We start from the raw sequence: 21,758 nt of genomic DNA, 5'->3' as shown, positions 1-21,758 counted from the left end.
TATGTCTGACAAAGTATTGAGCGTCACGATGACCAAAAGCAAGAACGGTCGCTTGAAAAATCACCAAGAGTGTTTGAAAGGGCTTGGGCTGAGGAAAATTAGGCAGACTGTACGAGTCATCGATACCCCTGAGAACCGCGGCATGATTAATAAGGTCGCGTACATGGTTAAGGTCGAGGAAGTCTAATGTTTTTAAATACTATCCAAGCATCCGAAGGTGCTAGAAAAAAAGCGAAACGTGTGGGCCGGGGTATCGGCTGTACTGATGGTAAGACTTGCGGAAGAGGGCATAAAGGTCAAAAAGCTCGGGCTGGCGGTTTTCACAAAGTTGGCTTCGAGGGCGGTCAGATGCCATTGCAGCGTCGTCTGCCTAAAGTCGGATTCACGTCTCACCTTAAGAAATTTACCTCTGAAGTAAGGTTGTCGGAAATCAATTCGCTTATTGATGAGGTCGTTGATATTCAGGTCTTAATTGCGAACAACGTTGTCCCTGTTTTCACAAAAAAAGTCAAAGTCGTGAATACTGGCGTTGTTAATCGTGTTTTTACGGTTAAAGGGTTGGCTGTAACGGCGGGTGCGGTATCAACTATCGAAGCTGCTGGCGGCAAAGTAGAGGCGTAACGTGAGTGCGAAAGGGTTTGATGTGGCAGCCGGCACGTTTCGGTTTGCGGAGTTAAAATCGCGGTTGTTGTTTGTCTTGGGTGCTTTCGTGGTGTATCGCGTAGGTGCTCATATTCCCGTGCCAGGCATCGATCCTAAAGCGCTTGCTACCATGTTTGAGCAGCAATCGGGTTCTATATTGAACATGTTTAACATGTTCTCTGGCGGGGCTTTGATGCGGCTCAGTTTATTCGCCTTAGGGATCATGCCCTACATTTCAGCCTCTATTATTATGCAGCTGATGACAATAGTCATTCCTGCGATGGAGCAGTTAAAGAAGGAGGGTGAATCCGGTCGTCGTAAGATTTCTCAGTACACCCGCTACGGCACGGTAGTGTTGGCTATGTTTCAATCGGTAGGGATTTCTGTCGCGTTACAGAATCAGACGGCGGGCGGTTTGGCTGTCGTTATACAGCCGGGTATCGGGTTCGTCGTGGTAACCACAATTACGCTGGTCACTGGCACGATATTTTTGATGTGGCTAGGCGAGCAAGTAACCGAGCGCGGCATAGGTAATGGCATATCCCTGCTTATATTCGCAGGTATTGTTTCCGGATTGCCGTCGGCTATCGGAGGGACTCTTGAGCTTGCGAGAACTGGCGAAATGAATGGTGCTTTTATCGTGCTGTTGTTCGTACTCGCAATCATAGTTACGGGGATTGTCGTCTTTGTAGAGCGAGGGCAAAGGCGTATCACAATCAACTACCCAAAACGTCAGCAAGGGAATAAGGTTTACGGCGGTCAAAGCTCCTTTCTTCCTCTAAAGTTGAACATGGCCGGGGTGATACCGCCTATCTTCGCGTCCAGCATTATTCTGTTTCCGGCCACTATAGCCGGTTGGTTCGGAAACGTCGATGGATTTGCCTGGTTGCAAGACATTTCTTCGGTGTTGTCTCCAGGACAACCCATTTATGTGCTTTGCTACGCTATTGCTATCGTTTTTTTCTGTTTTTTCTACACGGCGTTGGTGTTCAATTCGAAAGAAACAGCTGAGAATCTGAAAAAGTCCGGGGCTTATCTTCCAGGTATTCGGCCAGGCCAGCACACAACGCACTATATCGATAAAGTCATGACCCGGTTGACATTAATCGGAGCGGTTTATATCACTCTAATTTGCTTGTTACCCGAGTTTTTAATTGTATATTGGAATGTTCCTTTTTCCTTTGGCGGTACTTCTTTGCTGATTATCGTCGTGGTTGTGATGGATTTCATATCGCAGATGCAAACGCATTTGATGTCGCAGCAATACGAAGGATTAATGAAAAAAGCCAATTTGAAAAAGTCTTAACTTAATTTAGGAGTCAGCGATGAAAGTGCGCGCCTCAATAAAAACTATCTGTAAAAGTTGTAAAGTGATCAAGAGAAATGGTGTGGTCCGCGTGATTTGCAAGGACGGACGTCATAAACAGCGTCAAGGCTAATTTGTTTTTGTGATTTATTTTTCGGAGTGATATAATCCTCCGTTTAACCTAATAGCACTGTGTTTGGAGTATCTGAATGGCTCGTATTGCCGGTATTAACGTGGCTGACCATAAGCATGCGGAGATCGCGTTAACAGCGATTTATGGGATTGGCAGGCAGACTGCTAGAAACATCTGCGATCAAATCGGGGTGTTGCCAACCGTTAAAATTAAAGACTTGACCGAAGAACAAGTTGAAGCAATCCGGAAAGTCATTTCAGGTATGACTGTAGAAGGCGACTTGCGTCGTGAAGTGTCTATGAATATTAAGCGTTTGATGGATTTGGGCTGCTATCGCGGGATCAGGCATCGGCGTGGGCTGCCTCTCAGAGGGCAGCGAACCAGAACCAATGCCAGGACTCGTAAAGGTCCTAGAAAACCAGTTACCAAGTAAGATTTCCAGAAAGGCAAGTTAGATGGCAACCCAAAATCGAGTAAAAAAGCGTGTTAAGAAAGAAGTCGCTGATGGCATAGCTCATGTCCATGCTTCGTTCAACAACACTATTGTTACTATAACTGATCGCAAAGGCAATGCGCTGTCTTGGGCGACGTCCGGAGGCTCAGGCTTTCGCGGATCCAGAAAGAGTACGCCCTTCGCTGCTCAGGTAGCCGCCGAAAAGGCTGGCGCTGTTGCTCAGGAATATGGCATGAAAAACCTCGATGTCATGATTAAGGGGCCCGGACCCGGAAGAGAGTCGGCTGTTCGGTCGCTTAACAGCATGGGTTTTAAAATTTCAAACATCGTGGACGTCACTCCCATTCCTCATAATGGCTGCCGTCCACCAAAAAAACGTCGCGTTTAGGATAGTGGAGTAAACAATGGCAAGATATCTTGGCCCTGCTTGTAAACTGAGCCGTAGGGAAGGTACTGATTTATTTTTGAAAAGTAGAGGTAAATCTCTAGAGGCCAAATGTAAGTTAGATCAACGACCCGGGCAGCATGGCGCTAAACGTACAAGAAACTCCGACTACGCGCTGCAGTTAAGGGCGAAGCAACGGTTGCGCAGAATTTACGGCGTCCTGGAAAAACAATTTAGAAATTACTATAAAGCCGCAGACCAAAAGAAAGGCGCGACTGGTCAGAACTTGCTGAATTTCCTGGAAAGCCGCTTGGATAACGTGGTTTACAGAATGGGTTACGCGGCTACCCGCGCTGAGGCCCGTCAACTGGTATCTCACAAAGCAGTAATTGTGAATGACAAGTTGATCAACATTCCGTCGTTTCAAGTCTCGGTTGGCGACCAAATCAAAATCAGGGAAAAGTCAAAAACTCAGCAACGCATTAAAGATGCGTTGGTCGTCGCTGAACAATACGGGTTCCCGGCTTGGGTAGAAGTGAACGCTAAAGAAATGAGCGGTGTGTTCAAATCCGTACCGGATCGTATCGATTTGGGTTCGGACATCAACGAACAGTTGGTTGTCGAGCTTTACTCCAAGTAAAAAATAAGTCCAGGATTTAATCTATGCAGAGTTCTATTGGCGGCCTTTTAAAACCCAGACTAGTCGAGGTTGTTAACGAAACGGCCAACCACTCAAGAATCGTTATTGAGCCTTTAGAGCGCGGTTTTGGGCATTCTTTGGGTAACGCGTTGCGCCGTGTCATGTTGTCGTCTATACCCGGTTGCGCGGTTACCGAAATCTCGATCGAAGGCGTTTTGCACGAGTTTACTACGCTGGAAGGAGTTCAAGAAGACGTCATCGACATCATTTTGAATTTGAAAAAGCTTGCGGTGGTAGTGCATTCTCGAGACGAAGTCACGTTGACTCTCTCCAAGAAAGGAGTCGGTTCTGTTTCGGCTGGCGACATCGATTTGCCCCATAATGTTGAGATCATAAATCCTGAGCTGGTGATCGCCAATATCACGCAACCGGAATGCGCGCTGAACGTCAAAATTAAGGTTGAGCGTGGTCGCGGTTACGTACCCGCCAGCGTTAGAAAGGAACAAAATGAAGACGCCCCGGTTGGCGTTTTGATGGTCGACTCGTCATTTAGCCCGATTGTTAAGGTTGCATACCACGTCGAGAGTACGCGTGTTGAGCAGCGCACGAACCTGGATCGGTTAGTAATCGAACTGGAAACGAACGGCACAGTTGATCCAGAGCAGGCTATTAAGTTAGCTGCTTCCATTCTCCATGATCAATTGTCGGTTTTTGTTGACTTCGAGAAAGTTAACGAAAGGGTGGAAGAAGAAGTTGTTATCGAAGAAGAAACCTTCGACCCTATCCTATTGCGTCCAGTAGACGATCTGGAGTTGACCGTAAGGTCTGCAAACTGTTTGAAGGCAGAGAATATTTTCTACATCGGGGATCTTATACAGCGCACCGAAGTTGAGCTATTGCGCACCCCTAACTTGGGAAAAAAATCGCTTACCGAAATCAAGGATATCTTGGCCATTAAAGGTCTGTCGCTAGGTATGAGGCTTGAAAACTGGCCGCCAGAGAATTTGGCCGATCAGTCACAATCAGGCATTTGAAATATAAGGCATAAAAATGAGACACCGTAAATCTGGAAGACAGCTTAATAAAAACAGTAGCCACCGTAAAGCCCTATTCAGCAATATGGCCTGTTCGTTGTTTAAGCACGAGTTGATTAAAACTACTTTGCCGAAAGCCAAAGAGTTGCGCATGATTGCTGAACCTCTGATTACCCTTTCGAAAATTGATTCAGTAGCTAAGCGCAGGCAAGCTTTCTCTAAGCTGCGTGACCGTGATGTGGTTACTAAACTGTTTAACGAACTAGGGCCCCGTTATCAATCTAGAAATGGCGGCTATCTGCGCATCATTAAATGCGGGTTTAGGCCCGGGGACGACGCGCCGATGGCTTATGTCGAATTGGTCGATCGGCCTGAGCCGGCTCAGGCGTCCGCTGAGTAAGCTAGTTTCGAAAGGAACAAAAAAGCCGTGTCGGCCCAAGCCGACGCGGCTTTTTTAGTTTTAGGCCTTGCTGGTCTAATCTATTGAGACTCCTGAAGGGGGCGATTGAGGAGTTCAGGTAGCACACGCCAATTTTCCAGTTTCTGTTCGAAGCTCATCGCGGCATTGGCTGGGCTAGTTGAAGGTAAGCGGTAGCGCTTAATTTTTTCGGTAAACGCCTTGCTATAGTAATGCTTGTTGAATATTTTGTCGGCAGTCGCGCCGTTAAATAATAACGCTTCAATTTTGCCGTGGCTTTCGAAGAAGCTATCGAAGTCATTGATTACGACGCTGGTAAAGTCTATATCGGAATCCATGCTGCCGGGGCGGCGGCATCTCTTCATTACATCCCACAATGCGACGCCCGATAGGGTAAGTTTGTTTAATCGTTCGACATAAGCCGAATCGGGATTGATGCTTAGTAGCTTACAAATGATCGGCCAGAATTGATTCCTGGGATGAGCATAATACTGTTGATCTTGCAGAGAGCGAACGCCGGGTATGCTACCCAGGATAAGTACTCTGGCATTCTTATCCGCGATAGCTTGGAAGCTCTCGATTATCGTCATGTGTTTAGGATTGCCGTTGATATTTATGATTTAAAAAGGATCTTTCACCGTTTGCTTGGTGGTATAGGCCTTAAATGTCATGGTGTTGAAACTGGCTTTAAGTGGTTTGCTTGGCATCGGTCTTGGTTGTGTCTCGTTCCGGTTGTGCTGGCTATTAGAAACAATCGCCAGCGCATTTGGTTTTAAAGGTCGTCATCTTTGTCGGCGAATTTATCCGATAGCCGCAACAGCACCAGCAGCGCGCCCGCGCCACCGCAACTTCGGGGTGCGGAGCAGAAAGCCAATACGTCTCGATGCTGACGTAGCCATATGTTGATGTCGTTTTTTAAAACTGGCGTTTGATCTGGCGAATTGTAGCCTTTGCCGTGAATAACCAATAAGCAGCGACAGCCTTTTTCAACGCAACGGTGTAAAAAATTCAATAGCTGGCTTTGTGCCGAGCGACTACTTAGGCCGTGCAGATCGATTTCGGCGTCTAGGTCGTAATGCCCTTTACGTAATTTTTTTAATACGTTCTTTTGTACGCCAGGCACGGCGAATAGCATTTGGTCTTCTTGAAATAAGCGGGAAGGTACATCGTCCAAGGGTATTTCCAAAGGGTCGACAATCTCCGGCAATTTAGGCTTCGGCCTGGGAGGCGGGCTCTTACTGGGGCGTAAAATGACCGTGTCGGCTCTGATTTCTTTGACCGTGCCAACGGTCTCGCGAAAAAGTGCGGTTTCTTCAGGCGTTGTGGTTTTTTTTGTCACGTAAGCTGCTGGATTTGCGGTTTTTTTGCTAACATGCGGTAATTTTAAAGCGTTTTACCGCGACATGCATATTCTGATCAGCAACGACGACGGCTATTTGGCGCAGGGCATCAATACCTTGGCCGCAGCTCTCAGACCATTCGCCAAGGTTTCGGTAGTCGCGCCCGATAAGAACCGTAGCGCCGCCAGTAATTCGTTGACGTTGGATATGCCGCTTAGGGCGACCGTGTGCGAGAACGGTTTCGTTCGGGTTGACGGGACGCCTACCGATTGCGTGCATCTAGCCATTACCGGATTGTTGGCGGATGAACCCGATATGGTCTTCGCCGGCATCAATCACGGTGCGAACCTGGGGGATGACGTGATTTACTCGGGGACAGTCGCCGCCGCTACCGAGGGACGTTTTCTCGGATTGCCGGCGGTGGCTATCTCATTGGTTGGGCACAATGCCAAGCATTTCGATACGGCGGCCCAAGTAGCGGTGACTTTGCTAAACAAAATGCAATTTCGGCCTTTGCCGGAGGACACCTTGTTGAATGTCAACGTGCCCGATTTGCCGTTTTCCGAAATTAAGGGCTTCTTGTCTACTCGGCTTGGTCAGCGGCATAAAGCCGAGGCTGTCATTCGCGGATCTGATCCGCGGGGGCAAACCATCTATTGGGTGGGGCCGCCTGGTGCCGAGCAGGATGCCGGTCCCGGAACCGACTTCGACGCCGTTAAGAACGGCTATGTGTCAGTCACTCCGCTACAGCTGGATTTAACTCGCTACGAGCGTTTGGAGGGACTGCGCGACTGGCTGGCATTGGACGCATAAGTATGAGTCGACGAATACAAGGCATCGGTATGACATCGCGGCGCACCCGCGAGCGTATGATCTCCCGGCTACGCCAGCAAGGAATTTCCGATAACAAAGTGTTGGCAGTCATGGCCGACACTCCCCGCCATATTTTCGTCGACGAGGCTTTAGAGAGTCGCGCTTACGAAGATACCGCATTGCCGATTGGGCACAATCAAACGATCTCGCAGCCGTACATCGTCGCGAAAATGACTGAGTTACTGCTGCAATCCGCTGTTCCCGCCAAGGTTTTGGAGATCGGTACCGGTTGCGGTTACCAGACGGCTATCCTCGCCAAACTGGTCAGTCAGGTTTACACCGTTGAGCGAATTGCTCCTTTGATGAAAAAAGCGCGCGATACTTTATGGGAGTTGAACATCAAGACTGTCGGTTTCAAGCATACCGATGGTGGATGGGGCTGGCCCGAACATGCGCCGTTCGAGGGCATCTTGGCTGCGGCGGCTCCCGCCGAAGTGCCGGAAGCTCTATTGCAACAGTTGGCGGTCGGGGGGGTGCTGGTGATACCGGTCGGTCAAGAGGGGAAGCAGTATTTGCATCGTATTGTGCGTACCGACGAAGGTTATTTGGACGAAGTGATCGAACGCGTCACTTTTGTGCCGTTTCTGTCGGGTGTTACCGGGTAATTCGCGAAAACTTTGCTTGTGGACTCGTGATTCCTGAAGGCGGTAACCATCCGTTGTTACTCGCGAGCAGTTGGTGTTGGCAAACTTGATTACAGGTTTCATTGTGCCGGCGCCAATCCTCTTCTTCGGCGAGATTGCCGGCATCTGGCATACAATGGATGCAATTCAATCGTGTCCGTGATTCCGCTTTGAAAAATAATACCCAATATTCGGTCGGTATCGACTTAGGTACTACCCACACCGTGGTTGCTTACGCCGAGGCCGAAGACCCGCACAAGACCATCCGTCTGTTCGAAATACCTCAATTGATTGCGCCGGGTGAAGTCGATTCCAGGCCTTTGTTGCCGTCGGTGCGATATCACCCGGCGTTTGGCGAGCTTAATGCCGATAGCGGTTTTTTAACGGCCCCCGATGGTGCGGTGCTTGGGGAAGCGGCGCGATTGCTCGGTGCCAAGTCTCACGGCCGGCTGGTGACTAGCGCCAAGAGCTGGTTGTCGCATAACGCTGTCGATCCGGCTGCGGCTATTTTGCCGTGGGGTAGCGACGAGTCGGTGTTCAAGGTTTCTCCGGTGGCCGCGAGCGCTAGCTATCTGCAATATGTTCGTAGCGCATGGGATCAACATTTTCCCCAGGCGCCGTTGTCCAGGCAGAACGTGGTGATCACGGTACCGGCGTCATTCGATGAATCGGCGCGTGCGCTGACCCTGGAGGCCGCCAAGTCCGCCGGCTTGGTGGATGTACGCTTACTGGAAGAGCCTCAGGCGGTTTGTTATGACTGGTTACGTCGGCATGACGGCAAAGTCGCAGCCAGTCTGGCCGGTTGTCGTCTTTTGCTGGTCTGCGACGTCGGTGGAGGCACCACCGACTTGACATTGATTCGCATCGACCACGGTGACGGCGATCCAAAACTCACTCGGATCGGCGTGGGCGATCACTTGATGCTGGGCGGCGACAACATCGATCTAGCGCTCGCGCGTCTAGCCGAAACACGGTTAACCGGGGGTGATAAGAAGCTGTCGGCGGGTGATTTGTCGCAATTACTCGAACAATGCCGGGTAGCAAAAGAACGTCTGTTGGCGGATGCCGCTCCGGAACAATTCGCCGTCACTTTGCTGGGCGGTGGCTCGAAACTCATAGGCGGAGCTCGAAGCAGTTTTCTTACCCGTGACGAAGTGCGACGCATCGCGCTAGACGGATTCTTCCCGCTGTCCGGAATCGAAGAGCTGCCGGACAAAAAACGAAGCGGAATGGTGGAGTTCGGTTTACCGTACGCCCCGGAGCCCGCGATTAGCAAGCATATCGCCGCTTTTCTTAAGGCGCATGCCCGAAGCTCGAGAGCAGCGTTGACTGGTACCGGCGAGGGGGCGGAGTTCGCTGGTCCCAGCGAGGTAGTAGACGGCTTGATCGTGCCTGATGCGCTGCTCTTGAATGGTGGTTTATTCCGTAGCCCTGCGCTCGTTACCCGCGCGCTTGAGTTGTTGGGACATTGGCGCGGTGAGCCGCCAGTACAATTAGAAAACCTTGATCCGGAATTGGCAGTGGCCTACGGTGCTGTCGCGTATGCGATCGCCCGGCGCGAGAAAAAACTGAAAATCGGCGGTGGCGCGGCCAGGGGCTATTTTTTACTGGTAGACACCGTTAACGATGCGGGAGCTCGATTTACCAAGCCTGGCATCTGTATTTTGCCTAAAGGTAGCGAGGAGGGGCGGGAAGTCACATTGACCGGCCGGCAATTTGCGCTGCGGATCGGCCAGCCGGTACGTTTCCATCTGATGTCGAATAGCACGGACGCCGATTATCGCCCCGGCGACGTCGTCGAACTTGACGATGACCGTTTTCATGGGCTGCCGCCGCTGGCTGTCGCGTTCGCCGGTGATCAACGAGTGGAAGTCGTCGTGCAGTTGGTGGCGACCTACACTGAAGTCGGCACCTTGCGCTTGCAATGCGTGGCGAAGGCGGATTTGAATCAGCGCTGGGATGTGGAGTTTCAAATAAGAAAAACTGCCCCAACGATCGGTGGAGGGGAGTTGCCGAATCAACTACCGCAAGCCCTAGAAAAGATTCAGACGGTTTTTGGAGCGAAATCCAGGGACGTTGATCCGCAAGCGGTGAAAACCCTACGTGCCGATCTGGAAAAAATCCTGGGCGCGCCCCGAGCCGATTGGCGCACGCCATTACTGCGCGAGCTTTTCAATGCGCTGCTGGAGGGTGGAAAATATCGGCGGCGAAGCGAGCAGCATGAACGTTTGTGGTTTAGCTTGGTCGGTTTTTGTCTGCGGCCCGGTTTTGGGTATCCGCTCGATGATTGGCGGGTTGAGCAAATATGGAAGTGGTATGGTGACGGACTCCAGTTTGTCAATGAGAAACAAAATTGGACGGAGTGGTGGACCTTGTGGCGGCGCGTGGCGGGAGGATTGCAGGCCGAGGCTCAGCAGCGCTTGTTCGGCGACGTTGCTAAATTTATAAACCCCGCCACGGCTCGTCAAGCGGGCCTCGCCAAACAATTGATGACGCGTGGGTACGAAGATATGGTGCGCTTGGCCGCAGGTCTTGAGCGTTTGCCTGTCGCAGATAAAACTCAGCTTGGTGAATGGCTGTTGAAACGGCTGGAAAAGGCTGGAGAGCCCGAACAAAGTTGGTGGGCGCTTGGCCGGGTTGGCGCGCGCGTCTTGTTTCATGGTAGCAATCACGAGGTAATTCCGTCGGATACCGTGTCGAAGTGGTTGCACCGGTTATTGGCGGTAGATTGGAAAAAGCAATCTCAAGCCGGTTTCGCCGCCGCATTACTCGCGCGCCGCTGCGACGATCGTGTCCGCGATATCGACGACCATTTGCGGGCCTTGGTGCAGGACAAACTCAAGCAGGCCAAAGCGCCTGTCTCCTGGCAGCAAATAGTTTCCGACTACATACCGCTCGACGAGCAGCAAGAACGGCAAATATTCGGAGAGGCGTTGCCTCCAGGTCTTAAATTGCTTGAAGAGCATTAACCGGGCTGTAGTTAAATTGCGAAGTTGTCAATAGCTGCTTGATGGTTCCCTGTTAGTATTGTCGGCAAAACCACAAATTCACGGCGGATATCTGTCCATTTTTAAAAATTGGGCTAAACTCGACAGCGTTTTATGTCGTCGTAATTCCTAATCCAGTCATGTATGGAGCGAGTAAACCATCTCCAGCTTGACCGCGAGATCGGCACAGGCGGAACGCACAGGGGCGGCAAGCGAGTTTGCCGCTAACGACGAGTATCCGGCAATCGAAAATGGATGGTCGGCGGGACGGTCAATCATCGGAACAGCCTAGCTTGCATTTAGGCGGCTTTCCAGGAACTCAGTAAAGTAGGTGGGCTATGGCTTCGGTAATTTCATTATTCACCACGGCGCAAATCGCCGGACTAAGCACAGATGCTGTAGCAGCGCTAACCACCGAGGACATGCAGGCTCTGAGTACTGCTCAGATCGTCGCATTTACCACTGTTCAATTTCCGGTATTCAACAGCCTGCAGATTGATGCGTTGAGCACGGCGCAAATCGTCGCCATCGAAACCGCCGATATTGCAGTGATGAGTACGCTAGCCCTATCTTCCGGGCTATCCAGCAGCGACTTCGCCGCGCTGAGCACCCAACAAATCGTCGCGCTGAGCACCGCCCAAGCCTTCGGCCTGAAAACCAGCCAAGTGGCCGCGCTGACCACCCAACAAGTGGCCGCGCTGGAAACCGCCGACCTGGTGGGCCTGGGTACCAGCAATGCCGCATCGCTGACCACCGCCGGCATCGTCGCCCTGACCACCGCCCAAGCGGCGGCGCTGGCCACCGCCCAAATCGCCGGGCTGACCACCCGCCAAATCGCCGCGCTGGAAACCGCCGACCTGGCCGCGCTGAGCACCGCCCAAGCCGCCGCGCTCAAATCCCATCAAGCCGCCGCGCTGACCACCGGCCAAGTCGCCAACCTGATCACCGCCGATCCCAACAAGTGGCCGCGCTGGAAACCGCCGACCTGGTGGGCCTGGGTACCAGCAATGCCGCATCGCTGACCACCGCCGGCATCGTCGCCCTGACCACCGCCCAAGCGGCGGCGCTGGCCACCGCCCAAATCGCCGGGCTGACCACCCGCCAAATCGCCGCGCTGGAAACCGCCGACCTGGCCGCGCTGAGCACCGCCCAAGCCGCCGCGCTCAAATCCCATCAAGCCGCCGCGCTGACCACCGGCCAAGTCGCCAACCTGATCACCGCCGATCTGGCCGCGCTCAGCACCCTGGCGCTGAGCAACCTGACCACCGCCGGCATCGTCGCGCTGACCACCGCCCAAGCGGCGGCGTTGACCACCGCCCAAATCGCCGGGCTAACCACCCAACAAGTGGCCGCGCTGGAAACCGCCGACCTGGCCGCGCTGGGCACCGCCCAAGCCGCCGCGCTCAAATCCAACCAAGCCGCCGCGCTGAGCACCGCCCAAGCCGTCAACCTGGAAACCGCCGACCTGGCCGCGCTGACCACGCTGACCCTGAGCGGGCTGACCACCGCCAGCACCGCCGCGCTGAGCACCCAACAAATCGTCGCGCTGAGCACCGCCCAAGCCTTCGGCCTGAAAACCAGCCAAGTGGCCGCGCTGACCACCCAACAAGTGGCCGCGCTGGAAACCGCCGACCTGGTGGGCCTGGGTACCAGCAATGCCGCATCGCTGACCACCGCCGGCATCGTCGCCCTGACCACCGCCCAAGCGGCGGCGCTGGCCACCGCGCAGGTGCGGGCCTTGACTACTAGGCAGGTCTCAACTCTGGAAACCGCCGATTTGGCCGCATTTACGACGGCTCAAGTGGTTGCGCTGGCGACCAATCAGATCGTCGCGTTGACGACTGCGCAGGTGGTTAGCATGGAAACGGCGGATGTGGCCGCATTGACCACCAGCCAATTTATTAAGTTGGAGACCGCCGACATTCAGGCGCTATCTACCGCGCAGATTTTCGGTTTAACCACCGCTCAAGTTTGCGCGATGACCGACGCCCAAGAGCTTGCGCTGACAACGGCCCAGTTGAACGCGATGACCACCGCGCAATTGAACGCGTTGTTTACGACACCGTTGGTGCTGGATCTGAATGGCGACGGTATCTCGACTTTAAGTCGAGCAGCCGGCGTGAGTTTCGATATCGACGCCGACGGTAGTCGGGAGACGGTGGGTTGGGTCGGCAGCGGCGACGGTTTGCTTGCGATCGATACCAATCGAGACGGGGTCATCAATGACGGTTCGGAATTGTTCGGGTCCGCGACCCGGCTCGCTGACGGTCAGACCGCCGCCGACGGTTACGCCGCATTGCGAGCCCTAGATAGTAATCAAGACGGTTGGATTAGCGCCGACGATAACGCATTCAAGGAATTGAAGGTCTGGACCGACAACAATGCCGACGGCTTAAGCCAAGCCGACGAGTTGCATAGCTTGACCGAGCTTGGCATTAGTCGGTTGGGTGTGAACGCCGAGACCACCTCTTCTCTGGATAACGGTAACTGGATAGGCTTGACTTCGAGTTACGAAACCGTCGACGGTGACAACCGCGCGATGGTCGATGTCTGGTTTGCGAAGAGCGATCAGGCTAATCCAGAAGCGGATTTGAGAGCCAACGTCAATCGCCTGGCCCAAGCGATTAGCAGCTTTACCGATGCTGACAGCGGTAATGCGTTACCCGTGACACCCGGTTTGCCGAGCGGCTCGGAAAGCGTGTCCGCCAACCCGGCATCGCTTGCGACGCTCGCCCTTGCGGATACCCTCAAGCAATTCGACGCCAATGGCAACCCGCTGGCGTTGGCGGCCACACCGTCGCAGACCGCGCGGACAGGCGTCACGCCGTCGCTGCCTGGTCTCGACGATCCAGCCAGCGGCTATCTCGCCAGCAAAGGCAAATAAACGCGTTACCTTTAAACAACAGGCATCGGGAGTTCGCTCCCGATGCCTTTTTTATGTCGTTTGCGTTATTTGGCTGATAGCGGCGGCATTGCAACACCATGATGTCCGGCCGGTTGTGTTTTCCAGTTATCATGCCGGGTTTGGCGTATAGCACTAGCGGGTATCACACTCTACATGGCTGACAAGTTTCAACATTCGGTTATTCAATGTTTGACCGCGATCGCCCAGCATCACGGCATACAGATCAATCCGGAACGGCTGATCGACGAGTATGCGCTGGAAGCCAAGGAACCCAATGCGGCGATGTTGCAGCGTATTGCTGCCGATATAGGGCTGAAAATCAAGATTGCCCGCTTAAGCTGGCAGACTTTGCTAGCGCAAACCGGCGTTTTCCCAATCATGGCCAGACTGCGGGACGGCGGCGCCGTGATTGTGGTCGGCATCAAGAAAGAAGCGCCGGAACAGGTGGCGATCCTCGATCCGCTGGCCGGCGACGCGGCCGTGACCTATTTGGACCGCGAGCAATGGTGGGAGCGTTGGTCCGGCGAAGTGGTGTTTCTGAAGCGTCACCACGCCCTCGGCGATCCGAATCAGCCGTTTGGTTTGCGCTGGTTCATTCCGGAAATCCTGAAGCAGAAGGCGGCTTTTCGGGACATTGCGGTCGCCGCGTTCGCGATGCATTTTTTAGGGTTGGCCTCCCCGATCTTCTTTCAGTTGGTCATCGATAAAGTGTTGGTTCACCAGAGCCTGTCCACGCTTTGGGTCTTGGGCATTGGCGTGATGCTGGCCTTGGTGTTCGATTCGATATTCGGCTACCTTCGCCAGTTGTTGACCTTGGCGGCCACCAACAAAATCGACATGCGCCTGACGCGGCGCGCCTTCGCGCAATTATTGTCGCTACCGATCGATTATTTCGAGACCACCACCGCCGGCGTTATTACACGCCACATGCACCAATTGGAAGGCATACGCCAGTTCTTAACTGGGCGGCTGTTCTTTACCGCACTGGACGTGTTGGCGCTGCTAATATTTCTGCCGATTTTGTTCGCCTATTCGGTCAAGCTGGCGCTGATCGTGCTGGGGTTTTCGGTGGTGATCGCGGCGATTATCGCGGTCTTACTGCCCAGCTACCGGCGCCGGTTGGATGCCTTGTACAGTGCCGAGGGCAAGCGCCAGGCTTTGTTGGTCGAAACCATACACGGCATGCGTACCGTCAAGGCGCTGGCCATCGAACCGATGCAACGGCGGATCTGGGACCAATTTTCCGCGCAGTCCATCACGATGCATTTTCGGGTCGGCAAATTGTCGATCGCCGGCGGAACCATCACCGATTTCCTCGGCAAGCTGTTGCCGATCGTCATCATCGTCATCGGCGCTCAAGACGTGTTCGATCAGACCTTGTCGGTTGGCGCCTTGATTGCGTTTCAAATGTTGTCCAGCCGGGTCAGCTCGCCGTTGTTGCAAATCGTCGGCTTGATCAACGAATATCAACAAACGGCGCTGTCGGTGCGTATGCTCGGCGAGATCATGAACCGCGCCCCAGAAGGCCGGTCCGGCGCCGGCGGTTTGCGGCCGCAATTGGCCGGCGCCATCGCCTTCGACGCGGTGGCGTTTCGCTATCCGGGGTCTAGCGTCGCTGCGCTGGATAGAGCCAGCTTCACGATCCCGGCCGGCAAGGTCATCGGCATTGTCGGCCGGAGCGGTTCCGGCAAAACCACGCTGACCAAATTGATTCAGGGTTTGTATCCGGTGCAGGAAGGCATTATTCGTTTCGACGGCGTGGACATGCGCGAAATCGATTTGTCTCATTTGCGGCGGCAAATCGGCGTGGTGCTGCAGGAGAATTTCTTGTTTCGCGGCAGCGTCCGCGAGAATATTTCGGTTACCCAGCCGGGCGCCAGTTTCGAAGACATCGTCGCGGTAGCGCAGGCCGCCGGCGCCGACGAGTTCATCGAACGCTTGCCGCAAGGCTACGATACCTTGCTGGAAGAAAACGCCGCCAACCTGAGCGGCGGGCAAAAGCAGCGGTTGTCGATCGCTCGCGCCTTGCTGTCGCGGCCGCGAATATTGATCCTCGACGAAGCCGCCAGCGCCCTGGACCCGGAAAGCGAGGCGATCTTTATCCGCAACCTGTCGCGGATCGCCGTCGGCCGCACCGTGATTATGATTTCCCACCGTTTATCGACGCTGGTCAACGCCCACGGGATCTTAGTGATGCAGCAAGGCAAGTTGGTGGACAGCGGTCGCCACCAGGACTTATTAAGCCGCTGCGATACCTATCGGCAATTATGGAACCAACAAACCAGTCATCTGTAAAACCCGGCGTTCCGAACAAGCCCGTCACCGACGAACTGGCGGTGGACTTCCTGCCGGATGCCGACGAAATCGAGCGCAGTCCGCTGCCGCGTCAGGCCCGCATCACGCTCTACGTGCTGCTGACCGCCTTGCTGGGCTTTTTGCTGTGGGCGATTTACTCGGACGTCGATCGGGTCGTGGTCGCGCGGGGTCGCCTGGTCACACCGCTGCCCAATATCGTCGTGCAGCCGCTGGAAACCTCGATCATCGCCAGCCTGGACGTGCGGGTCGGCCAAATCGTCCACCAGGGTCAGCAATTGGCGACCCTGGACCCGACCTTCGCCGAAGCCGATCAGGCCCAGTTGCGGATACGTCTGGATAGTTTAAACACCCAAGTGCAACGTCTGAATGCCGAACTGTCCGGGGCCAAGTCGGCCGATGCCGAATCGGAAACGGCCGACCGGCAATTGCAGGCGCAACTGGACGCCGAACGCAAAGCCAATTATCAGGCCCAGCAAAAGCAGCTCTCGGAAAAAATTCAACAACTGCATGCCGGGATTACGACTAATCTACGCGATCAACAAGCACTATCGGCGCGGGTCAAGCCGCTGCTGGAGATCGAGGAAATGCAGAACAATTTGGTGAATCGGCATTACGGCGCGCGCGTGCAAATGCTGGAAGCCCAGGAAAAGCGCATGGAAGTCGAGCGAGATTTACAGTTGGCGAAGAACCGCGAGCAGGAATTGAAGCGGGAACTGGCCGCGCTGGAGGCCGAAAAGGCGGCCTTCGATAAAGGTTGGCGGCAAAAAACCATGGAAGATTTGCTGGCGACCCAGCGCGAGCGCGACGAGGTTAACGAACAACTGCAAAAAGCCGAAAAACGCCACAAACTGGTCACGTTGGTATCGCCGGCCGAAGCCGTGGTGCTGGATGTCGCGAAATTGTCGCTGAGTTCGGTAGCCAAGGCCGCCGAGCCGCTGTTTACGCTGGTGCCGTTGGAGGCCGAATTGGAAGCCGAAGTCGAGATCGATTCGCTGGACGTCGGTTACGTCAAACCGGGCGACCTGGCTAGGCTGAAACTGGACGCCTATCCCTTCCAACTGCACGGCACTTTGGATGCCTCAGTGCGGACATTGAGCGAGGACGCGTTTCGCCGCGAATCGGCCGGTCCCGGCATGGAGGCCTATTACGCCAGCCGCTTGGCCTTGGGCGACGGGCGGCTAAAGAATCTGCCCGGCCAAGCCAGATTGTTGCCGGGCATGACCTTGACCGCCGAAATCGTGGTCGGCAAGCGTTCGGTGATTTCTTACCTGCTCTGGCCGCTGACCAAGGCGCTGGACGAATCGATACAAGAACCCTGATGGCACACAACACAAGTAATGCAACCATGAAAGCGACGACTTTGGTGGAGGTCATGGCGCAAGCCGACGCGTTGGCGAAAAGCGGCGACAGCGCCGCCGCGATCGCTTGTTATACCGATTGGCTAGCCTCGCCCGGCGCCGAGCCGCAATTGCGCCACCTGGCGCTGTTCAATCTCGGCAGCCTGCTGCGTCCGGCCGGATGCATCGAGCAGGCGATCGCCGTCTATCAAGAGGCCCTGCAACTTAGGCCGGATTTTTATCAGGCGGCAGTGAATTTGGGTTTGACGTTGGAAGCTCAGGGCAATCAGGCCGGGGCAATGGCGATCTGGTTGCAGGCGCTGCAACCGGTCGAGGGGCAGACTTTGTTGTTGAATCACGCCGGCCGTCTGCAAGAGGTCAACCGCAACTTCGACGAAGCCGAAGCCTTGCTCGGGCGCAGCTTGGCGGTGATGCCGGATCAACCCGACGTGATGCAGCATTATCTGCATATTCGCCAGAAAAAATGCCAGTGGCCGGTGTTCGACGGCGTGGCCGGCATCCCGTTAAGGACTTTGCAACAGAACGTCGGGCCCTTGGGCTTGTTGGCCTCCAGCGACGATCCGGCCCTGCAACTGGCGGCAATCACCGCCTGGGTGGGGCGCAAGGTGCCGCGCAATCTGCCGAGGATGGCGCCGCTGGACGGCTACCGGCACGACAAATTGCGGATAGGCTATTTGTCCTGCGATTTTCGCTGGCACGCGGTCAGTATTTTGACCGCCGAGTTGCTGGAACTGCACGACAGAGAGCGCTTTGAAGTGTACGGCATCGATTTCAGTCCCGAGGACGGCGGCACGATGCGGCAGCGGATGCTGGCGGCCTTTGACCGGCATGTGCCTATCCATGCGTTGTCCGACGAGGAGGCGGCGCAAACGATACGCCGCCACGAAATCGACGTATTGATCGACCTGACCGGCTTGACCGCCGGTGCCCGGCCCGGCATCGTCGCGCACAAGCCGGCACCGGTGCAGATTTCGTATCTGGGTTACGTCGGCAGTTGCGGCATGCCCGAGATCGATTACATCCTGGCCGACCGCTACGTGTTTCCGGAAGCGCTGGTCCGCTACTACTTCGAGAAGCCCCTGTATTTGCCGGAGGTTTACCAAGCCAACGACAGCCAGCGCCCGATTGCCGAGACGCCGAGCCGGGCGTCCTGCGGTTTGCCCGACGACGCTTTCGTGTTCTGCTCGTTTAACGGTAGCTACAAGATCAGCGAGCCGGTGTTTACGGTATGGATGAACATCCTGCGGCGGGTGCCGAACGGTGTGTTGTGGCTGGCGATCGACAACCCGACGGCTCGCGGCAATCTGGCGGCCGAGGCGGTAAAACGCGGCGTCGATCCCGGCCGGCTGGTGTTTGCCGACAAAGCCGCCCCGTCCGAGTATCTGGCCCGCTACCGGGCGGCCGACTTATTGCTGGACACTAATCCCTACAACGCCGGCACTACCGCCAGCGACGCGCTGTGGGCCGGTTTGCCGGTGCTGACCTGTTCCGGCAAGACCTTCGCGTCGCGGATGGCCGGCAGCTTGCTGCACGCGGTCGGTCTGCCGGAATTGATTACCACCAGCTGGCTGGATTACGAAAATCTGGCGGTGGGGCTGGCATCCGAGCCGACGGCGTTGCAAACCTATCGACATCGCCTGCACACCCAGGGCCGCAGTTCCGCGCTATTCGACACCCGCCGCTTCGTCAAAAACTTCGAAGCGACGATCGCCGGGTTGTTCGACTAAGGACGGACCGGGCAATCACTGCGGGGTCGGCCGTTGGTTCGAAGGCGGTTCCGCGCGATTTGATTGGCGGTATTCGACGCTTTCGCCGCTAGCCGAAATTGGCGAATCAACCTAACGATCATGAAAGGGTTCGCCCCAAGGCGTGAAAAAATAGGCGTGGGAGCGGCTTTAGCCGCGATTGACGGTGCTCCGCCACCGGTACGTCCGTACTTTACTCAACGGATTCTTTTAGGATTGATGACCTACGACAACCTGCAAATCACTCGGAGAAGCCCATGATAATACCGACCGAAGCCATCGGCAGCATCCCCCGCCCGCCGCAATTATTGGATGCGCTGGGCGAATTCCGCGCGGGCCGGTTGTCGCGCGAACGGCTGGATGCCTGTTACGACGCGGCACTGCGCGACACCCTGGAACGCTTCGAGCGCACCGGATCGCCGGTGATTTCCGACGGCGAACAGACCAAATCCAGTTTCGCCACCTATCCGCTGCAAGGGCTGGACAATCTTGCCGCCGACGGGGTGGTTATCCCGTTCGCCGACGGGCATACCCGGCAACTGCCCAGGTTGAATGCCGGGCCGTTCCGCTACGGCGCTTATGCCGGCGATTATGTCCGCGCCCGCCAAACGCTATACCGCACGGCCGCTGAAACAGGCCGTCATCTCGGCGTCGGCGCTCAGTCTGCTTTACCCGCAACAGGGCTTGGAAGGCTATACGCGCGAGGCGTTTATCGACGATCTGATCCGGGAAGCCGTGGCGGACATCCGCGGTTGTCTGGCGCAAGGCGCGCACCATGTGCAGATCGATTTTACCGAAGGCCGATTGTCCGTGAAGCTCGATCCGTCCAAACAACTGCTCCGGCAATTCATCGCGTTGAACAACCGGGTATTGGCGCATTTCACGGCGGACGAACGCCAACGGATCGGCGTCCACACCTGTCCGGGCGGCGACCACGACTCCACCCACAGCGCCGACGTCGATTATGCCGAGCTGTTGCCCGAGCTGTTTCAACTTCAGGCCGGCCATTTTTATATGCAACTGGCGAGCGAGAACAAGCCTGAACAGGTCTTGGCCGTGGTCCGCGACCATCTCCGGGGCCATCAGCGAGTCTATGTCGGCGTCATCGATGTGCTTGATCCGGCGGTCGAGTCGCCGGAATCGGTCCGAGACCGGATCTTGCAAGCCGCCGAATTTATACCGGTCCACCAATTGGGCAGCACCGACGATTGCGGATTTTCGCCGTTCGAAGACGACAGCTCTACCGGGCGAGACACCGCATTCGCCAAAATCGAAGCCCGCGTAATCGGCACGAAACTGGCCGAGGCCGCGCTGAAACTGGGGTAGGCAGCGGTTGAGGCAAACCGTTCCGAAGCCAGCTTGAATCCGCGCGATTTCGGGCGAACATATCAGCGAAGCGTCCGTGCTTGTCCTCGCTTTGGTGTCTTAGGCCCACAAATCGGCGCCGACGGCCAGTTTGCCGGGCGAGGCATTTTTGGGGGATCGCCCTGGTCCGGGTCGCGCCGGGAGCTTGAGCGGCGGAACGTTAGTGTTCGCGCGCTTCACGGCGTTTTTTGTCCAATCCGCCGCGATGTGCCCGACAGGTCCGGCGACTCTGAGCTGAAGACCAGCGCTCCAACAAAATCACACATCGATTGCCAATTACACTGGACCGTTCCGGTTTAGACCGGGAAGCATCCAACGTGAACTCGCAACGGCCGCTGTTGAAAGCGCAGGATTCTCGACGAAACAGCTAACGATTTCCCGGCAACCTGCAACGTTCGCCGTTGAACATAGACCAGTGTCTGGTTGAGATAGACCGCTCGATGTCCGTCGAAGAACATTGTCCGATTGAAGTAGATCGCCGAGGTGGCGCAGTGCGGCGTTCCATGGTTATCGTGGAACGCTTCAAGAACTTTTTAGACAGATTCTCGTTCATCGTAGAACGTTCCGTGTTCCAACAAGCACGTTGCTTATCGAAGCTGGAACGATGCGGTTTCAATAGAGAAGCGTGCATGTTTAACAGAGACTGCTGCCGTTTGCTGCCGGAATCGTCCCTGTTCAATCCGCAACGGTGAGGTTTGAAATCGCACCGTCGAGCGTTCCGGCCGGCTGGCCCGAGGTTTGTAAGCGATCTTTGAAGGACGCACTAGAACTGAAACGGACAATGACTTAACCGTTGGCGTGCGATTAGTCCGTTAGGGCGTCGAGATTCCAAGGCAACAGCGCTTCGAACTCTTCGACAGTTTTTGCGGTGGGAAGCTTTCGGAACAGATCGACCAGATAGGTGTAAGGGTCGACGCTATTGGCCTTGCAGGTTTCGATCAACGAGTAAAGATTAGCGCTGGCACGGGCGCCGGCCACCGTATCGCAAAACAACCAATTGCGGCGGCCCACCACGAAGGGGCGTATGGCGTTTTCGCAGAGGTTGTTGTCGATGGGCCAAGCGCCGTTGTCGACGAAGCGGATCAGTTTGGACCACTGCGATGACAAGTAATGCAAAGCCTTGCCCAGCAAACTACCGGGGATTACCGCATGCAGATGTTGTAGCAGCAGGGCTTCGATTTTGACCAAAACCGGTCGGCTTTGCTCCTGGCGCCGCTGCCCACGCTGTTCGACG

Annotated in this window: 22 protein-coding genes; 18 read left to right on the top strand and 4 right to left on the bottom strand. The window is 55.3% G+C overall.

Annotated elements, in window-relative coordinates:
• The first annotated feature begins 1 nt into the window (after nt 1).
• From rpmD to rplQ, 9 genes are all read left to right on the top strand, one after another.
• Nucleotides 2-187 (top strand): 50S ribosomal protein L30, encoded by a 186-nt coding sequence (rpmD, locus tag BJL95_RS13285; protein ID WP_064028900.1) that lies wholly within the window; start codon nt 2-4, stop codon nt 185-187.
• A complete protein-coding gene (gene rplO, locus BJL95_RS13280; RefSeq protein WP_071158628.1) occupies nt 187-621 on the top strand; it encodes a 50S ribosomal protein L15 in 435 nt (144 codons plus the stop codon). The genes rpmD and rplO overlap by 1 nt, the downstream gene beginning before the upstream one ends.
• A 1-nt stretch (nt 622) precedes the next feature.
• Nucleotides 623-1,948: a preprotein translocase subunit SecY gene (gene secY, locus BJL95_RS13275; RefSeq protein WP_175463714.1), complete on the top strand. Its 1,326-nt coding sequence runs from the start codon at nt 623-625 to the stop codon at nt 1,946-1,948.
• A 19-nt stretch (nt 1,949-1,967) separates the two neighbouring features.
• Entirely contained in the window at nt 1,968-2,081 is a 114-nt protein-coding gene (gene rpmJ, locus BJL95_RS23975; protein WP_082885534.1) for a 50S ribosomal protein L36, read from the top strand.
• A gap of 76 nt (nt 2,082-2,157) precedes the next feature.
• Nucleotides 2,158-2,514 carry a 30S ribosomal protein S13 gene (gene rpsM / locus BJL95_RS13270; RefSeq protein WP_064028896.1) on the top strand — a complete coding sequence of 119 codons (357 nt, stop codon included), beginning with the start codon at nt 2,158-2,160 and terminating at the stop codon, nt 2,512-2,514.
• Nucleotides 2,515-2,536: 22 nt separating this feature from the next.
• Complete coding sequence (gene rpsK / locus BJL95_RS13265) at nt 2,537-2,923, top strand: 30S ribosomal protein S11 (protein ID WP_064028894.1); 387 nt, start codon at nt 2,537-2,539, stop codon at nt 2,921-2,923.
• A gap of 16 nt (nt 2,924-2,939) precedes the next feature.
• Nucleotides 2,940-3,560, top strand: coding sequence for a 30S ribosomal protein S4 (gene rpsD / locus BJL95_RS13260; RefSeq protein WP_064028892.1), 621 nt, complete (start codon nt 2,940-2,942; stop codon nt 3,558-3,560).
• Nucleotides 3,561-3,583: 23 nt separating this feature from the next.
• Nucleotides 3,584-4,594 (top strand): DNA-directed RNA polymerase subunit alpha, encoded by a 1,011-nt coding sequence (gene rpoA / locus BJL95_RS13255; RefSeq protein WP_064028889.1) that lies wholly within the window; start codon nt 3,584-3,586, stop codon nt 4,592-4,594.
• A gap of 16 nt (nt 4,595-4,610) precedes the next feature.
• Nucleotides 4,611-4,994 carry a 50S ribosomal protein L17 gene (gene rplQ / locus BJL95_RS13250; protein ID WP_064028887.1) on the top strand — a complete coding sequence of 128 codons (384 nt, stop codon included), beginning with the start codon at nt 4,611-4,613 and terminating at the stop codon, nt 4,992-4,994.
• Between the two features lie 80 nt (nt 4,995-5,074).
• Here rplQ and BJL95_RS13245 read toward each other — a convergent pair whose 3' ends face one another.
• Nucleotides 5,075-5,602, bottom strand: coding sequence for a DNA-deoxyinosine glycosylase (locus BJL95_RS13245; protein ID WP_071158627.1), 528 nt, complete (start codon nt 5,600-5,602; stop codon nt 5,075-5,077).
• Nucleotides 5,603-5,784: 182 nt separating this feature from the next.
• Nucleotides 5,785-6,351, bottom strand: a complete 567-nt coding sequence (locus tag BJL95_RS13240; protein ID WP_071158625.1) for a Smr/MutS family protein — start codon at nt 6,349-6,351, stop codon at nt 5,785-5,787.
• A 64-nt stretch (nt 6,352-6,415) separates the two neighbouring features.
• On the opposite strand from BJL95_RS13240, the gene surE reads away from it, so the two are divergent.
• The 8 genes from surE (at nt 6,416) to BJL95_RS13200 (ending at nt 19,141) form a co-directional block, all read left to right on the top strand.
• Nucleotides 6,416-7,165, top strand: a complete 750-nt coding sequence (gene surE / locus BJL95_RS13235) for a 5'/3'-nucleotidase SurE (RefSeq protein WP_064028882.1) — start codon at nt 6,416-6,418, stop codon at nt 7,163-7,165.
• A gap of 2 nt (nt 7,166-7,167) precedes the next feature.
• Nucleotides 7,168-7,830, top strand: a complete 663-nt coding sequence (locus BJL95_RS13230) for a protein-L-isoaspartate(D-aspartate) O-methyltransferase (protein ID WP_071158624.1) — start codon at nt 7,168-7,170, stop codon at nt 7,828-7,830.
• Between the two features lie 158 nt (nt 7,831-7,988).
• Nucleotides 7,989-10,817: an Hsp70 family protein gene (locus BJL95_RS13225; protein WP_071158622.1), complete on the top strand. Its 2,829-nt coding sequence runs from the start codon at nt 7,989-7,991 to the stop codon at nt 10,815-10,817.
• Nucleotides 10,818-11,173: 356 nt separating this feature from the next.
• Nucleotides 11,174-11,857: a hypothetical protein gene (locus BJL95_RS13220; RefSeq protein WP_071158620.1), complete on the top strand. Its 684-nt coding sequence runs from the start codon at nt 11,174-11,176 to the stop codon at nt 11,855-11,857.
• Nucleotides 11,797-13,719 (top strand): hypothetical protein, encoded by a 1,923-nt coding sequence (locus BJL95_RS13215; RefSeq protein WP_071158618.1) that lies wholly within the window; start codon nt 11,797-11,799, stop codon nt 13,717-13,719. Before BJL95_RS13220 ends, BJL95_RS13215 begins: the two co-directional genes overlap by 61 nt.
• 174 nt (nt 13,720-13,893) lie before the next feature.
• Nucleotides 13,894-16,035, top strand: coding sequence for a peptidase domain-containing ABC transporter (locus BJL95_RS13210; RefSeq protein ID WP_071158616.1), 2,142 nt, complete (start codon nt 13,894-13,896; stop codon nt 16,033-16,035).
• Complete coding sequence (locus tag BJL95_RS13205) at nt 16,008-17,375, top strand: HlyD family type I secretion periplasmic adaptor subunit (RefSeq protein ID WP_071158614.1); 1,368 nt, start codon at nt 16,008-16,010, stop codon at nt 17,373-17,375. Before BJL95_RS13210 ends, BJL95_RS13205 begins: the two co-directional genes overlap by 28 nt.
• Nucleotides 17,376-17,401: 26 nt before the next feature.
• Nucleotides 17,402-19,141, top strand: coding sequence for a tetratricopeptide repeat protein (locus BJL95_RS13200; protein ID WP_071158612.1), 1,740 nt, complete (start codon nt 17,402-17,404; stop codon nt 19,139-19,141).
• A 323-nt stretch (nt 19,142-19,464) separates the two neighbouring features.
• Here the strand turns inward: BJL95_RS13200 and BJL95_RS25750 are convergent, their stop codons facing one another.
• Nucleotides 19,465-19,689 (bottom strand): hypothetical protein, encoded by a 225-nt coding sequence (locus tag BJL95_RS25750; RefSeq protein WP_254786797.1) that lies wholly within the window; start codon nt 19,687-19,689, stop codon nt 19,465-19,467.
• Between the two features lie 61 nt (nt 19,690-19,750).
• Between BJL95_RS25750 and BJL95_RS13195 the strand changes: the two genes are divergently transcribed.
• Nucleotides 19,751-20,485: a hypothetical protein gene (locus BJL95_RS13195; protein ID WP_254786796.1), complete on the top strand. Its 735-nt coding sequence runs from the start codon at nt 19,751-19,753 to the stop codon at nt 20,483-20,485.
• 843 nt (nt 20,486-21,328) lie between these two features.
• Here BJL95_RS13195 and BJL95_RS13190 read toward each other — a convergent pair.
• On the bottom strand, nt 21,329-21,758 hold a 430-nt coding region (locus BJL95_RS13190; RefSeq protein ID WP_139306269.1), incomplete at its 5' end, for a transposase.

Source organism: Methylomonas sp. LWB, assembly GCF_001856095.1.
In the GTDB taxonomy this organism is placed as follows: Bacteria; Pseudomonadota; Gammaproteobacteria; order Methylococcales; family Methylomonadaceae; genus Methylomonas; species Methylomonas koyamae_A.
The sequence above is the reverse complement of the archived record's forward strand: the minus strand, read 5'-3'. Positions and strand labels throughout refer to the sequence as shown.